Genomic DNA, 15,321 nt, shown 5'->3' with positions numbered 1-15,321 from the left:
GAGCGTCATATCAAGAGCTCGGACTGACAACGCCCCCGCAGGCCATGCCTGTGGGGGCGTTTGCATCATGGGGGCCGTTGGCCTGCCTGATCAGTGCGCGATGTCTTCTCGCCATAACCGCCGATAGAGGCCGGATTCTGCCATCAGGGCATCATGGGGCCCCAGCTGGGTGATGCGGCCCTGTTCCAGCACCAGCAGGCGGTCTGCATCGCGCACTGTGGCAAGCCGGTGTGCCACCACGATCAAGGTCACTTCGCCACGCAGCTCATGCAGTGCCTGCTGCAACAGGGCTTCGGTATGGCTATCGATGCTGGCGGTGGCCTCATCCAGCAACAGCACGCGTGGTGTCGTGACCAGTGCGCGTCCGAGCGCCAGCAATTGGCGCTCACCCGTGGAAAGACTCAGGCCGCGCTCGCCCAGCAAGGTGTCGAGCCCCAGCGGAAGACTATCGACCAGCGGCGCCAGATGCGCCTTGTGCAGAACCCGTGACAGGTGATGCTGGCTGATCTCACGTCCCAGCAGCAGGTTGTCGCGCAGTGTCGTGGCGCGGATGAAGGGCTCCTGCGGGACGACGGCTATCGCGGTAGCGCGCTGTCGAGTCGACCACTCCATCAGCGGACGACCATCCAGCAGCAGCTGAGACCCCGGGGCAGGGCGCTGCCCGCTGAGCAGATCGAGCAGGGTGGACTTGCCGCTGCCCGTCGGGCCGACCACGCCGAGAAACTCACCGCTCTCGATGGCAAGCGTCAGGCCTTTGAGGGCCGAGCCCTCCGCACCCTGATGGCGGAACGTCAGATTCTCGAGTTGATAGTGACCACTCGCTATCACGGTGTTGTCCGTGTGCCCATGCGTGGATTTCCTCGCGGCGCGCTTATCTGGCTCAGGCGTCTCGCGCGGCCGGTCCAGGACCTCTTCCAGCCGGCCTGTCGCCACCAGCGCCGACTGGAAGACCTGCAGTCGCTGTGTGATCTGGATCAGGGGCTCGCTGATGCGACCCAACCAGGCGATGAACGCGTAGAGCACCCCCAGTTCTGCACCGCCGCCCAGTTCGCGCAGCCCGAACACGGCGACCAGCGAGAGCGTGATCAGCATCGCCATCAGGTCGATGGCCGAACGCAACAGCAGCCCCGACACACGCACCGTGCGCATGCGCGCCTGATACTGGGAGACGTTGAGGTGATGGTAGCGCTGACTGAAGCGTTCGGTCTGGTTGCTTGCCTGCAGCACACTCATGCCGCCGATCGCCTCGGCAATTCTGGCATTCTGCAAGGCGCGCAGGCGGCGTACCTCGCGTGCAGCACGCCCGGAGAAGCGCTGATACAGCCAGATCATGCCGATGGAGAGCGGTACCAGCGCCGTCGCGATCATCGCCAAGGTGCCATCCATCAGGGCCATCGCCGACAGGATGCCGATCAACAGCACCACATTGCCGATCAGTGTCGCCAGCACCCCGATATACAGCTCCTTGAGCGACTCGGTGTCGTTGGTCACGCGGGCCACCAATTCACCGGCGGCGATATTGTCGAGGGTCGATAGTGGTTGATGCAGCAGGTGTGTGAAGACTCGCTCACGGATATCGCGCACGCTGGCGAGGGCCAGACGGGCAAAGCGCAGCTGCTGGAAATAGCGCCCGGCGGCGGCGCCCAGCTGGGTGATCACGTAGATGGCCACCAATCCGGCCAGAGCCTCGGGAGCGAGGTTGCCGGGAATCAGGTAGTCATCCAGATAGCGCTGGGTCAGCCACGGACCAAGCACATCCAGTACGGTCGCCGCGATCAGGATCAACAGCGCGCGCAGGATCTCTGCGCGGCGCCTGCCCAGCGGTTGCCAGAGCAATGTCAGCCGCCGTCGGCTGAGCAGGCGAGTGCCGCTGAGGGTGTCGGGTCGTGTCGCGGCATCCTGGCTCATGAGCGCTCCGCCTTGGAATCGTCTTCGCGGTTGACCTGCTGGGCCTGCCATAGGCGCCAGTAGGCGCCGCGGGCGGCCAGCAGACTGGCGTGATCGCCCTGTTCCAGGATGCACCCGTCCTCGAGCACCAGAATCTGCTGGCAGGCCTGTACGGCAGACAGGCGATGGGAATTGATGATCAGCGTGCGCTTGAGGCCGTGGTGATCGGGTTGCTGCAGACGCGCCAGAGTCTTCAGCAGAGTGCGTTCGGTGACCTGGTCGACCGCCGAGAGGATGTCGTCCAGCAGCAGGATAGGCGCCTCGCTGAGCAGGCTGCGTGCCAATGCCAGTCGCTGACGCTGGCCGCCGGAGAGTGTGATGCCTCGCTCACCCACCAGCGTTTCCAACCCTTGGGGGAGGCGGCGCAGATCCTCCTCGAAGGCTGCTGCGCGCAGCGCCTCACGAATTCGCTCGTCAGAGGCCTCGGGGCAGGCGAGAGCGACATTGTCGGCCACCGAGAGCGCAAACAGAAACGGGTCCTGGGGGACCAGTGAGAACTGCTGACGCCAGACAGATAGTGTGTACTTACTCGCTTCTCTGCCGCCAAGCGTCAGGACCCCTTGCTCAGGTGTCAGAGGCCAGCTGCGCGACAGCAGACGCAGCAAGGTGGACTTGCCACTGCCGGTCGCGCCGACGATCCCCAGACTCCCCCCTGCCGCCACCTGAAGGGAGAGGGGGCCCAAGGCACGTTGTTGGCTGCCCGGGTAGTGGAATTCATTGATTTCAAGGCGTAGTGAATGGTCACTGACCTCGTCCAGAGTGCCGCTATCCTCAAGGGCTTCTGGTGCGGCGTGGAAGGTAGCCAGCCGCCGTGCGGCTGCCGCGCCGCGCTGCAGGATATTCAGGCACCAGCCAAGCGCGAACATCGGCCAGATCAGCTGCGCCAGATAGAGCGTGAAGCTGGTCAGTTGGCCCAGGGTGATGGCGTCATCCAGATAGCGCCAGCTACCTACGCTCAGTGTCATCAGCGTCGCCGCCGAGAGCGCAATGAACACCACCGGATCAAAGGCTGCCTCCAGCTTCTGGACGCGATAATCGACGGCTTCGGCGGCGGCGGCACGCTGAGAGAACCTTGCGCCTTCATCCTCCAGCAAGGCATGGCTTCTGAGCATGCGAATGCCGGCGAAGGCTTCCTGGGTCTGGTCATTCAGGTCCGAGAAGCGCTCCAGCGATTCGCGGAAACGCTCTCCGATCCGCCGCGAGATGCGTGCGAAGGCCCAGGCCATGAAAGGGAAGGGCAACAGCGCGAGCAGCGTCAGCGGCACATCGATGGCGATCAACATGATGCCGAGCACCAGCACGAAGGTCATGGCGCCATCGACACTGGACAGCACGCCTTCTGCGGCGGCCATCTCCACGGCATCGATGTCCTGACTGGCGTGCGCCATCAGGTCTCCGGTGCGATGGCGCTGGTAGAAGCCGGGGGCCAGGCGCGTCAGCTTGGCATGGAAGGCATCACGTTGCTCCGTCCCCAGCTGATAGGCGGTACCGAACAGCGTCACGCGCCAGGCATAGCGCAGTGCATAGAGCGCGAGCCCCGCGCCTACTAGCCACAACAGGCGGTTCAGCAAGGCGTCGTGGTCGAGGCTGCCGTCACGCAACGCGTCGATGGTGGCGCCGATGGCCCACGGCAACAGCAGATTCAGCCCCGCGACCCCGATCAGGAACGCGATGGCCAGCAGATAGCGGGGCCAATGGCGGGTGAAGAAGTCGAGCAGCAGGTGACGCAACGGGGCCTCGGGGAGAGGCCCGGTAGTCAGCTCGGCGTCAGGGGCCGGCGGGGGTGAGGCACTGGAGTCACGGGACTCGCGATGGGCATCCTGCGGTCTGTTCGATGTCGCGCGTCCCGCCATGTCGGCTCCCCGTCTGCCTCTGCCCGCCTCCGCCACTCGGAGGGGTCGGCAGAGGCAGTATAACGAGAGGGAGACAGCCAGACGCAAGCACTGTCGGCAAGAGGAGAGTCCGCCTGCGGGCGGGAGTCAGCTCGGTGCGATCACTTCGGTGCAATCACTTGCCGATGCAGAAGCTGCCGAAGATTTCTCCGAGCAGGTCATCGGCGGAGAATTCGCCGGTGATCTCGGACAGCGCCATCTGGGCGGCGCGCAGGTCTTCAGCCAGCAGCTCCCCGGCACCGGCGCCATGCAGCTGGGCGTCGCCGTTGTCGAGGGACTCGCCAGCGCGTTCCAGCGCATCCAGGTGGCGGCGGCGGGCGCTGAAGCGACCCTCTGCCGTGCCGGTGAAGCCCATGATGTCCTTGAGGTGATCACGCAGCGCATCGAGGCCCTGATTGTCGCGCGCCGAGATGCGCACCACGCTGGCCTGGTGGCGTGCCAGCTCGGCATCACCATCCTGCGTTGCGGTGATGGCGGTCAGCCCCGGCGTCTCGCCGCTGGTGTCGATCTTGTTGCGGACCAGCGTCAGGCGGGACGGGTCCGGCAGGCGCGCGACGAACTCCGGCCAGATCTCCATCGGGTCCGTCGCCGAGGTAGTCGCGGCATCGACCAGCAGCAGGACGCGGTCCGCCTTCTCGATCTCGTCCCAGGCGCGCTGCACGCCGATGCGCTCGACAGCGTCCGGCGTGTCGCGCAGCCCGGCGGTATCGATGATATGCAGCGGCATGCCGTCGAGATGGATGTGCTCACGCAGCACGTCGCGGGTGGTGCCTTCGATGTCGGTGACGATGGCGGTGTCCTGCTCGGTCAGCGCATTGAGCAGGCTCGACTTGCCGGCATTCGGGCGGCCGGCGATCACCACCGTCATGCCCTCGCGCATCAGAGCGCCCTGGTTGGCAGCGGCGCGCACGCCCACCAGCTCTGCCTTGACCTCATTGAGGCGCGCCGCGACATGGCCGTCGGCCAGGAAGTCGATTTCCTCTTCGGGGAAGTCGATGGCGGCCTCGACGTAGATGCGCAGCTCGATCAGGCGCTGCACCAGCGCGCTGACGCGCGTCGAGAACTCGCCCTTGAGCGAGCGCAGCGCATTCTCGGCCGCTGCGCGTGAGCTGGCGTCGATCAGGTCGGCGATGGCCTCGGCCTGGGCGAGATCCAGCTTGTCGTTGAGGAAGGCGCGCTCGCTGAATTCACCGGGGCGTGCCAGGCGTGCGCCCAGCTGCACGCAGCGCTCCAGCAGCAGGTCCATGATCACCGGGCCGCCGTGCCCTTGCAGCTCCAGCACGTCCTCGCCGGTGAAGGAATTCGGGCCCTGGAAGTAGAGCGCGATGCCTTCATCGAGGGCGATGGGGTTGCCCTGGGTATCCAGCCCCATGAAGGGACCATAGTGGGCGCGGCGTGCCGGCGGGCATTGGCCCAGCATGGCCTGGGCGATGGCCTGACAGGCCGGGCCGGAGACACGGATGATGCCGACGCCACCACGGCCGGGCGGAGTGGCCAGGGCCGCGATGGAGTCAGGCTGGTAGGCGGTAGACATGCACAAACCTCGGGCGCGAAGCCGGAATGAAGATGAAGGAGATGGCCGCTATTGTCGCGGCTGGAGGCCCGTGACAGCAAGCGGGGTGATGGGGGAGGCGCCTTGCGGCGGGAGTGTCGGCACAGCCGCCGGAATCAGAGCCCCGAAACGCCACGACCCCCGCCGAGGCGAGGGTCGTGGGTGAGTCATGTCAGGCGAACCTGAAAGGCATCATGCGCCTTTCTTGGTTGGCTCGGCATTCTCGATCTGACGGGTGATGACGTACTGCTGAGCGATCGACAGTGTGTTGTTGACGATCCAGTACAGCACCAGACCCGCCGGGAACCACAGGAAGAAGAAGGTGAAGACGATCGGCAGCATCTTCATTATCTTCGCCTGAGTGGGGTCCGGAGGCGTCGGGTTCAGCTGCTGCTGAATGAACATCGTCAGGCCCATGATGATCGGTAGGATGAACAGCGGGTCCTTCACTGACAGATCCTGGATCCACAGCATGAACGGTGCGTGGCGCAGTTCGACGGATTCCATCAGCATCCAGTACAGGGCGATGAAGACCGGCATCTGGATCAAGATCGGCAGACAGCCACCCAGCGGATTGATCTTCTCCGTCTGGTAGAACTTCATCATCTCCTGGGAGACCTTCTGGCGGTCGCTGCCGTACTTTTCCTTGATGCGCTGCATCTCGGGGCCCATCTTGCGCATCTTGGCCATCGAGCGGTACGCGGTCGCGGACAGCGGGAACAGCACGACCTTGACGAGAACGGTCAGCAGGATGATGGAGGCACCCCAGTTGCCGACCAGCGCGTGGATGTGCTCCAGCAGCCAGAACAGCGGGTTGGCCAGGAACCACAGCCAGCCGAAGTCGACAACCAGCTCCAGGTAGGGAGCGGTCGCTTCCAGCTGGTCCTGATCCTTCGGGCCAACGAACAGGGTCGCGCCGAGCTCAGCCTGCTGACCCGCGGCGATCTGGGTCGTCGGGCTCGCGAAGGCGGCGACATTGCGGTTCTGCTTGTCGACGTTGGCGTAGTAGAGGTTCTTCTGGTTGTCAGCCGGCACCCAGGCAGACACGAAGTAGTGCTGGATCATGGAGACCCAGCCACCCTGGACGTCGACATTCTTGAAGCTGCCGTCCTGGATGTCTTCGAAATCGACCTTCTGGTAGTGATTCTCTTCAGAAGAGAACGCTGCCCCCAGATAGGACTTCATGCCCATGCCGCCACCGCTGGTCGGGTCCGCGCTGTTGTCACGGGCCAGCTGGCCGATGAAGCGAGCATTGATCGGCTGCTGGGTCTGGTTGTCCAGCAGGTAGTCGACCTTGATCTGGTAGCTGTCCTGGCTGACGGTGAAGCGCTTGATGACCGCAACACCATTGATGTCGGCCTTCAGGTCCACTTGCAGGCTGTCGTCACCCTCGGCAAGGGTGTAGCTGTTGCTGTCGGCAGAGAAGGCGATACGGCCCTTGTGGCCATCCAGCTGCAGGCCGGACTTGGCCACGTAGCTGCGTGACTGATTGTCGGACAGCAGCACGAAGGGCGACTCGGAAGCATTGTTCTGCTTGTGCGCGAGCAGCGCTGCATAGACCACGTCGCCGCCCTGCGGATCGATACGCAGGTCCAGCACGTCAGTCTTGACTTCAATCAGGTTGTTGCTCGGGGTGCTTGCTGCGCTATCCGGCGTGGAGAGGCCGGTATCGCCATTGGCAGTCGTGCTGCTGCTCGGGGCTTCAAGGCCTTGCGCAGTGGCATTGGCGGCCTGAGAGGCAACCTGGGGAGCCTGTGTTTCCGCAGCCGGCTGGTCGTAGTCCTTGTTCCACTGGACCACCATCAGATAGGCGACAACCGCAAGCGGAATCACGAGGAGTAATCGTTTGACGTCCATGGTGTATACCCGTTGGAGGGTGAATCAATCTGGCGGGGAGTCAGATGAGTCCGGTCACGAACGGTAGGGCGTATAACGAAAAAAACGCCACATGCCGGACGCACCGGGCAGGTGTCGCGTCAGGCAGGTGGCGTTGACTTGGCCGCTTTCTGGCGTCTGGCGTCCCTCTCCAGACGAGCCCACATGCCGTCCAGCTGGCGATGCAGAGTCTCGTTGTCCAGCTCGGTCACGCCTCGTTTGGCCAGTACGACGATGTCGACGGCCGGAAGGCGCTGCTGGCGGAGGCGAATGGATTCGCGCGTCAGACGTTTGAGGCGGTTGCGATCTACGGCACGGCGCACGTTCTTCTTGCTGAACACCAACCCCAGGCGGGCATGTCCCAGGTCATTCGGACACGCCAGGGCCAGAAGCCCCTTGCCGTGTACCTTGAGGGTGGTGTGATCGAAGACGTGCCGGTAATCCCCGGCAGTCAGCAAGCGAAGCTGCCGGGGAAATCCCTGACGGGACATCCGGGCCTCGATCAGGCGCTCAGACGCTTACGGCCTTTCGCACGACGACGCTGGATGACCTCACGGCCACCTTTGGTCGCCATACGAGCACGGAAACCGTGTGTGCGCTTGCGCTTCAGGACGCTCGGCTGAAATGTGCGTTTCATAGCTGCTTCTTCCCACGTGGTTGTTTGGAAAAGGTCAACGAATGTTGCCCTGTATCCACATGAGGACAGGGCAGATTGGTCAGGGGCAGGGATTCTAGTGAATCTGCAAGTGGCTTGCAATGTCGCGTTGGAAGTTGTCCACAGCCCGTTCGCGGCATTTGACGACAGATATCGTCTACGTCGCCCGCCATATGGCGCTTCGTGTCTCACGCGGATCATGCGCAAGACAGGCCTTCGGGCACAAAAAAATTCGTTTCGGCGTCCTTGAGCCAACAGGCACCGCTCGCCAGGCAAGCGATCAGCGCTTTTTCAGCGCTCAGTGGGGCTGAGTGATTGGCATCGCCCGCCATGGCGATGCGGGGGAAGGGGCAAGTCCTGTGTTCGGTCGTGAGCCTCAAGGACTCGCGTTTCTGCAGAGCGGTTGTGCACTCACGCCGCTGGCGCGTCAGTGCGCCGAAACGTCGCAGTGGATAACCCGAAATTCTGCCGGCGCTATCACAGCCCCTCGCACCTCGCGTGATTTGAAGATCGCGGGGCTACTGTCATTACTACTAGAAAGTCATTCTGAATAACCAATAACTGTAAAGGAGGGCAGTTCCTGTGGATAACCTGTTTTTTCGTATCTTGCTCAATTGCATGTCGATAGGACAGCTCTGGCGATAAGTAGTGGGCAACCTGCATTCAGCCTGTGTATGGCTATGTGTATAACTGTCGTCTTGTCCACAGTCGAAATCTTGTGCTCGGACGCTCCCCAGCTTGTCCCGATGCGGATACTTGAAGAATACCGATGTTGTCCACAGTGCTTTTTGCGGCAGATGTCGTGTGGATAACTCGTGGCTTGGCCTATACAATGGCCGCCCCTTCGACAACTGGATGTGAGGTCGCGTGTCGCTCGCACTTTGGCAACAATGTCTTGACGCCCTGCAAGACGAGCTGAATTCACAGCAGTTCAATACCTGGGTTCGTCCCCTGCAGGCCGAGGAAGGCGACAGCGGAGAGCTGTGCCTGCTCGCCCCCAACCGCTTCGTGCGTGATTGGGTCAATGACAAGTACCTCAAACGAATCCACGAGCTGCTGCGTGAGCTGGCACCGGGCAAGCCGCCCAAGGTCGAGCTGAGCGTCGGTAGCCGTCGGACCGTCTCGAACCCGCGTCCGGAAGGCGCGGCTGCGTCGCCGGTATCTGCCCAGGCGCCGGCGCCGGGTCAGATGCCGAGCCCGCGTGCCCCTTCCGTGCATACGCCACCGCGAGGCAATTTTGCGGAAGAGCGTGAGATGGCCGGCGATGGCGCCCAGGAACAGGCACCGCGTCGCAACACGCGCCAGGTGCAGGTAGAAGGTAGCCTCAAGCATTCCAGTGGCCTGAATCCGAACTTCACCTTCGAAACCTTTGTCGAAGGCAAGTCCAACCAGCTGGCTCGCGCGGCTTCGCGCCAGGTCTCCGAGAATCCCGGCGGCGCCTACAACCCGCTGTTCCTGTATGGCGGCGTGGGTCTGGGCAAGACCCACCTGATGCACGCGGTGGGCAATCATCTGGCCAAGCAGGGCGGCGAGAATGCCAAGGTTGTCTACCTGCACTCCGAGCGCTTCGTGGCGGACATGGTCAAGGCGCTGCAGCTCAATGCCATCAATGACTTCAAGCGTTTCTACCGTTCGGTGGATGCGCTGCTGATCGATGACATCCAGTTCTTCGCTGGCAAGGAGCGCTCCCAGGAGGAGTTCTTCCACACCTTCAATGCGTTGCTCGAGGGCGGGCAGCAGATGATTCTGACCTCGGACCGCTATCCGAAGGAGATCAATGGGGTCGAGGAGCGTCTCAAGTCACGCTTCGGCTGGGGGCTGACAGTGGCCATCGAGCCGCCGGAGCTCGAGACGCGCGTCGCGATCCTGATGAAGAAGGCCGATCAGGCCAAGGTCGATCTGCCTCACGATGCTGCCTTCTTCATCGCGCAGAAGATCCGCTCCAACGTTCGCGAGCTGGAAGGTGCCTTGAAGAAGGTCATCGCCGACTCCCACTTCATGGGGCGCGCGATCAATCAGGACTTCATCCGTGAATCCCTGAAGGATCTACTGGCACTGCAGGACAAGCAGGTGGGGGTGGACAACATCCAGCGCACCGTGGCCGAGTACTACAAGATCAAGATTTCCGATCTTCACTCCAAGCGTCGCTCGCGCTCCGTCGCCCGACCGCGTCAGGTCGCGATGGCGCTCGCCAAGGAGCTGACCAACCACAGCCTGCCGGAAATCGGCGATGCCTTCGGTGGACGAGACCACACCACCGTGCTGCATGCCTGTCGCAAGGTGGCCTCGCTGCGAGAAGAGAATGCCGATATCCGCGAGGACTACAAGAACCTGCTGCGTCTGTTGACCAGCTGATCGAATTGCAGCGGCAGGTCGGGTTGGCGACAATCACGCTATCGACCTGCTGTGCTCCGGGCTTGCCTGTCGCGGCCCCGAATTTCTTTTGCGTGCGCGCTGCCTGTCAGCGAGCATTGCCCCGTTTCCAGAGAGTGGAGTCTCCATGAAATTTTCCATTTCGCGTGAAGCCCTGCTGCGCCCGCTGTCCCTGGTGGCGGGTGTCGTCGAGCGTCGCCAGACACTGCCTGTGCTGTCCAATGTGCTGCTTGAGGTGTCCGATCAGCAGCTGTCGCTGACCGGGACTGACCTTGAGGTCGAGCTGATCGGGCGTGTCGAGCCCAGCCGTGTCGATGAGCCGGGTTCCGCGACGGTACCGGCACGCAAGCTGATGGATATCTGCAAGTCACTGCCCGAAGGCAGCGAGATCATTCTCGCGCTGGAAGAAGGGCGTGCCATTCTGCGCAGCGGCCGCTCACGCTTCACCCTGTCGACCTTGCCGGTGGCCGAGTTCCCGAACATCGATGATGGTCAGGGCGATATCACCGTCAGCCTGCCGCGCGGTACCCTCAAGCATCTGATCGACGCGACCTCCTTCGCGATGGCGCAGCAGGATGTCCGTTATTACCTCAACGGCATGCTGCTGGAACTGACCAGCAACCTGGTGCGTACCGTGGCGACCGATGGTCACCGCCTGGCCGTCTGCGAGCAGGCCGCTGACATCAGCGTGCCGGAAGCGCAGAAGCTGATCATTCCGCGCAAGGGTATCCTCGAGCTGACGCGCCTGCTCGACGGCAGCAACGAGCTGATGACATTGACGGTCAGCGGGACGCACGTGCGCGCCCAGACCGGCGACTTCACCTTTACCTCCAAGCTGGTGGACGGCAAGTTCCCGGATTACGAGCGCGTTGTCCCGCGTGGCGGTGACAAGGTCATCGTGGCCGAGCGTGCCGAGCTGCGTCAGGTACTGTCGCGCACCGCGATCCTCTCCAATGAGAAGTACCGTGGCGTGCGCCTCTATCTGGAGGCAGGCAACTTGCGCGTGCTGGCCAACAACCCCGAGCAGGAAGAAGCCGAAGAGAATATTGCCCTTGATTATCAAGGGGCTGGCCTCGAGATCGGCTTCAATGTCGGTTACCTGATCGATGTGCTGGGAGTGCTGGATGCCGATCGCGTGCAGCTGACGCTTTCCGATGCCAACAGCTCAGCGCTGCTGGAAGAGCCGGGCGGAGGTGATGCACGTTACGTAGTGATGCCGATGCGTCTGTAATATCGTAATTGTAAGAAAATCAGAAACTTGAATCGTAATTGCGGTGCAGTTGATGCACGCAATCGCAGAATGAGCCTCGACAACACCCGCCATTTTCACTCCTGAATGGCGGGTGTTGTCGTATTTGAGCCCCGAAGGCGGCCATGGCTCTTTCTCTCTATCGAATGAGGCCGTCATGGCGCTTGAACGACTCCAATTCCAGAATCTGCGTAACCTGGCGACAGTCGATATGGCGCCAGGAAAAGGAGTGAATCTGGTCAGTGGTGCCAATGGCAGTGGCAAGTCGAGCCTGCTGGAAGGTATCCATGTGCTGGGGCTGGCGCGCTCTTTTCGCACGCACAAGCTCAAGCATGCCATTGCGCATGACACGGCGGGAATGACGCTGTTTGGCCGCCTGGCAGGCGATCCGCCGCGCCCCTTGGGGGTAAGGCGCGATCAGGCCGCAGATGGGCTGGAGATGCGGCTGGATGGCGAGAAGGTCGAGCGAGTCGCCCAGCTGGCTCAGGCCTTGCCATTGCAGCTGATCAACCCTGATGCCTTCCGTTTGCTGGAAGGTTCGCCCTCTGCCCGACGTGAGTTCCTCGACTGGGGTGTGTTTCACGTGAAACACGACTTCTTCGACGTCTGGCGCCGCGTGCGTCGGGCGCTCAAACATCGGAACGCACTGCTCAGGCATGGTAAGATGGACGTTCAGGCACTTAACGTCTGGGATCGAGAGTTTGCTCACTGGAGCGAGCGTCTTGATGCCCTGCGCATGGAATATATGCAGGCGCTGGCGCCTTTGTTTCAAGCCACGCTTGCCGAGCTGATTGATTTACCCGAGCTGACTCTGCGCTATCAGCGCGGTTGGGATGCCAAACGCCCTCTGGGCGACGTGCTGGCAGCAGGGCGCGACAGTGATAGCCATATGGGCTTTACCCAGACCGGCCCACAACGCGCCGACCTGCGTATTCGCCTGGGGCGACGCCCTGCAGTCGAGGTGTTGTCTCGCGGCCAGCAGAAGCTGGTGGTCAGCGCTCTCAAGCTGGCTCAGGGTCGCTTGCTTGAAGAAATGAACGGACGTACCTGTGTCTACCTGATCGACGATCTGCCGGCGGAACTGGATGGCGAGCATCGCCGTCTGTTCTGCCAGCTGTTGGCAGGCCTCGAGTGCCAGGTCTTCGTGACCTGCGTCGAACCCGAAACATTGGATCGGGTATGGTTGCCGAACACTGATGTCAGGATGTTTCACGTGGAACACGGGCGACTGCACACGGAATGATTTCACGACGGAGAAGCCAATGAGCGAACAGGCTTACGACTCATCAAGCATCAAGGTCCTCAAGGGCCTGGATGCCGTACGCAAGCGCCCCGGCATGTATATCGGTGATACCGATGACGGCACGGGGCTGCATCATATGGTGTTCGAGCTGGTGGATAACTCCATCGACGAGGCGCTGGCCGGTCACTGTAGCGAAGTCCGGGTCGTTATTCATGCCGACGAGTCAGTTTCCGTCAGCGACAACGGTCGTGGTGTGCCGACCGAGATCCATGAAGAGGAAGGCGTCAGCGCAGCGGAAGTCATCATGACCGTGCTGCACGCAGGCGGTAAGTTCGATGACAACTCCTACAAGGTCTCCGGCGGTCTGCACGGTGTGGGTGTCTCGGTCGTCAACGCGCTATCCGAAGAGCTCAAGCTGACCATCTGGCGTCAAGGCAATGTCCACGAGCAGATCTATCGCCATGGCGAGCCGCAGTCGCCGCTGGGCATCGTGGGCCAGACCGAGAAGACTGGTACCCTGGTACGCTTCAAGCCTTCGCCGCTGACCTTTGCCAATATCGAATTCCACTACGAGGTGCTGGCCAAGCGCCTGCGCGAGCTGTCCTTCCTGAATTCCGGTGTCGCCATCCGTTTGATTGATGAGCGCAGCGGCAAGGAAGAGCTGTTCCATTACGAAGGTGGCCTCAAGGCGTTTGTTGACCATATCAACACCAACAAGGCGCCCTTGAATCCGGTGTTCCATTTCGAGATGGAGCGTGAGGATGGCATTGCCGTCGAAGTGGCGATGCAGTGGAATGAAGGCTTCGCCGAGAATATCTTCTGCTACACCAACAATATTCCTCAGCGTGATGGCGGGACTCACCTGGCCGGCTTCCGTGCGGCACTGACGCGTACGCTCAACAGCTATATCGAGGCGGAAGGTCTGCTCAAGAAATCCAAGGTCGGTACGACCGGGGATGATGCCCGTGAAGGTTTGACTGCGATCATCTCGGTCAAGGTGCCGGACCCGAAGTTCTCCTCGCAGACCAAGGACAAACTGGTCTCTTCCGAGGTCAAGACAGCGGTCGAGCAGGAGATGGGCCGGTTGTTCTCCGAGTACCTGATCGAGAAGCCCAACGAAGCCAAGGCCATCGTCAACAAGATGCTGGATGCGGCTCGCGCACGTGAAGCCGCCCGCAAGGCGCGTGACATGACGCGACGCAAGGGGGCCCTGGATATCGCAGGCCTGCCGGGCAAGCTGGCTGACTGTCAGGAGAAGGACCCGAGCCTCTCCGAACTGTATCTGGTCGAGGGTGATTCCGCCGGTGGTTCCGCCAAGCAGGGCCGTGATCGTCGTACTCAGGCGATCCTGCCGCTGAAGGGCAAGATCCTCAACGTCGAGAAGGCGCGCTTCGACAAGATGCTGTCGTCTGCCGAGGTCGGCACGCTGATCACCGCGCTGGGGTGCGGTATCGGTCGTGAAGAGTTCAACCCTGACAAGCTGCGCTATCACTCCGTTATCATCATGACGGATGCCGACGTCGATGGTTCGCACATCCGTACGCTGCTGCTGACCTTCTTCTTCCGCCAGATGCCGGAACTGATCGAGCGCGGTCATATCTTCATTGCCCAGCCGCCGCTCTACAAGATCAAGCGTGGCAAGCATGAGCAGTATCTGAAGGACGAGCAGGCGCTGCAGGACTATCTGACCGCCACAGCGCTGGACGGCGGCAAGCTGCACGTCAACGCCGATGCCCCGGGCATCGCGGGCGCTCAGCTGGAAGCACTGGTCAACCAGTATCGTGGCGTGATGAAGCGCATCGATCGTCTGGCGCGTGTCTATCCATCTGCCGTGCTGCGCAAGATCGTGCATGCTCCGCATCTGGATGAGGCCGCACTCGCGGACCAGTCTCAGGCGCAAGGCTGGATCGACGGTCTCCAGAAGGAAATGGATGACCTGATCGCCTATGAGGGTGGCCCGCACTACAGCTTCACTCTCAGCCACGACGGCGAGCGCAATCTCTATCTCCCAGCAGTGACGCTGACGGCACATGGTGTCAGCAGTGATTACCTGTGGGATGTCGATTTCTTCAAGTCCGCCGATTACCGCGAGATGAGTGAGCTGGGCAGCATGCTGGAAGGCCTGCTGGAAGCTGGCAGCTACGTCTCGCGCGGTGAGCGCAAGAAGGAAGTCGTTACCTTCTACGAAGCCCTCGACTGGCTGATGAAGGAAGCGGCACGTGGCTTCAGTATCCAGCGCTACAAGGGGCTGGGCGAGATGAACCCGGATCAGCTGTGGGAAACCACCATGGATCCGGAGTCCCGTCGCATGCTGCGTGTGACCGTCGAGGATGCGATCGGTGCCGATCAGATGTTCAACACCCTGATGGGTGACGAAGTCGAACCGCGCCGTGACTTCATCGAGCGCTTCGCGCTGGTGGCCAACCTCGACGTATGATGGCGTTGAGCTAGCGCTTGGCGGATGTCTTGCCAAGTCAAGCCAGAAAAACGGCCCCTGATCTTCGATCAGGGGCCGTTTTTGCATGTGCGTGTTGC

10 protein-coding genes are annotated in these 15,321 nt (G+C 62.0%); 4 read left to right on the top strand and 6 right to left on the bottom strand.

Annotated features, from left to right (window positions below):
* Positions 1–90: 90 nt before the first annotated feature.
* The 6 genes from MKZ40_RS10500 to rpmH all read right to left on the bottom strand — a co-directional run bounded on the left by MKZ40_RS10500 (position 91) and on the right by rpmH (position 7,903).
* A complete protein-coding gene (locus MKZ40_RS10500) occupies positions 91–1,908 on the bottom strand; it encodes an ABC transporter transmembrane domain-containing protein (RefSeq protein ID WP_254627023.1) in 1,818 nt (605 codons plus the stop codon).
* Positions 1,905–3,800, bottom strand: coding sequence for an ABC transporter transmembrane domain-containing protein (locus MKZ40_RS10495; protein ID WP_175088920.1), 1,896 nt, complete (start codon positions 3,798–3,800; stop codon positions 1,905–1,907). Before MKZ40_RS10495 ends, MKZ40_RS10500 begins: the two co-directional genes overlap by 4 nt.
* 154 nt (positions 3,801–3,954) lie before the next feature.
* Positions 3,955–5,373, bottom strand: coding sequence for a tRNA uridine-5-carboxymethylaminomethyl(34) synthesis GTPase MnmE (mnmE, locus tag MKZ40_RS10490; protein ID WP_175088921.1), 1,419 nt, complete (start codon positions 5,371–5,373; stop codon positions 3,955–3,957).
* Positions 5,374–5,583: 210 nt separating this feature from the next.
* On the bottom strand, positions 5,584–7,248 hold the full coding sequence (gene yidC, locus MKZ40_RS10485) for a membrane protein insertase YidC (RefSeq protein WP_175088922.1): 1,665 nt from the start codon (positions 7,246–7,248) through the stop codon (positions 5,584–5,586).
* Positions 7,249–7,367: 119 nt separating this feature from the next.
* On the bottom strand, positions 7,368–7,757 hold the full coding sequence (gene rnpA, locus MKZ40_RS10480; RefSeq protein WP_175088923.1) for a ribonuclease P protein component: 390 nt from the start codon (positions 7,755–7,757) through the stop codon (positions 7,368–7,370).
* 11 nt (positions 7,758–7,768) lie between these two features.
* Positions 7,769–7,903 carry a 50S ribosomal protein L34 gene (rpmH, locus tag MKZ40_RS10475; protein ID WP_043331656.1) on the bottom strand — a complete coding sequence of 45 codons (135 nt, stop codon included), beginning with the start codon at positions 7,901–7,903 and terminating at the stop codon, positions 7,769–7,771.
* 885 nt (positions 7,904–8,788) lie between these two features.
* Here rpmH and dnaA point away from each other — a divergent pair.
* From dnaA to gyrB, 4 genes are all read left to right on the top strand, one after another.
* Positions 8,789–10,276: a chromosomal replication initiator protein DnaA gene (dnaA, locus tag MKZ40_RS10470; RefSeq protein WP_175088924.1), complete on the top strand. Its 1,488-nt coding sequence runs from the start codon at positions 8,789–8,791 to the stop codon at positions 10,274–10,276.
* Positions 10,277–10,421: 145 nt separating this feature from the next.
* Positions 10,422–11,525: a DNA polymerase III subunit beta gene (dnaN, locus tag MKZ40_RS10465; RefSeq protein WP_175088925.1), complete on the top strand. Its 1,104-nt coding sequence runs from the start codon at positions 10,422–10,424 to the stop codon at positions 11,523–11,525.
* A 175-nt stretch (positions 11,526–11,700) separates the two neighbouring features.
* Positions 11,701–12,786 (top strand): DNA replication/repair protein RecF, encoded by a 1,086-nt coding sequence (gene recF / locus MKZ40_RS10460; RefSeq protein WP_153636738.1) that lies wholly within the window; start codon positions 11,701–11,703, stop codon positions 12,784–12,786.
* Between the two features lie 19 nt (positions 12,787–12,805).
* Positions 12,806–15,223 (top strand): DNA topoisomerase (ATP-hydrolyzing) subunit B, encoded by a 2,418-nt coding sequence (gene gyrB, locus MKZ40_RS10455; RefSeq protein WP_175088926.1) that lies wholly within the window; start codon positions 12,806–12,808, stop codon positions 15,221–15,223.
* Positions 15,224–15,321: the final 98 nt, after the last annotated feature.

This window comes from Cobetia sp. BMC6 (genome assembly GCF_029991385.1).
Classification (GTDB): Bacteria; Pseudomonadota; Gammaproteobacteria; order Pseudomonadales; family Halomonadaceae; genus Cobetia.
Note: the sequence above shows the minus strand (reverse complement) of the source record. Positions and strands in the feature narration are given on the sequence as shown.

Coding starts and splice junctions, on each gene's coding strand:
- MKZ40_RS10500 (WP_254627023.1), bottom strand. CDS start 1,908: ATGAGCCAGGATGCCGCGACACGACCCGACACCCTCAGCGGCACTCGC.
- yidC (WP_175088922.1), bottom strand. CDS start 7,248: ATGGACGTCAAACGATTACTCCTCGTGATTCCGCTTGCGGTTGTCGCC.
- gyrB (WP_175088926.1), top strand. CDS start 12,806: ATGAGCGAACAGGCTTACGACTCATCAAGCATCAAGGTCCTCAAGGGC.
- mnmE (WP_175088921.1), bottom strand. CDS start 5,373: ATGTCTACCGCCTACCAGCCTGACTCCATCGCGGCCCTGGCCACTCCG.
- rpmH (WP_043331656.1), bottom strand. CDS start 7,903: ATGAAACGCACATTTCAGCCGAGCGTCCTGAAGCGCAAGCGCACACAC.
- recF (WP_153636738.1), top strand. CDS start 11,701: ATGGCGCTTGAACGACTCCAATTCCAGAATCTGCGTAACCTGGCGACA.
- MKZ40_RS10495 (WP_175088920.1), bottom strand. CDS start 3,800: ATGGCGGGACGCGCGACATCGAACAGACCGCAGGATGCCCATCGCGAG.
- dnaN (WP_175088925.1), top strand. CDS start 10,422: ATGAAATTTTCCATTTCGCGTGAAGCCCTGCTGCGCCCGCTGTCCCTG.
- rnpA (WP_175088923.1), bottom strand. CDS start 7,757: ATGTCCCGTCAGGGATTTCCCCGGCAGCTTCGCTTGCTGACTGCCGGG.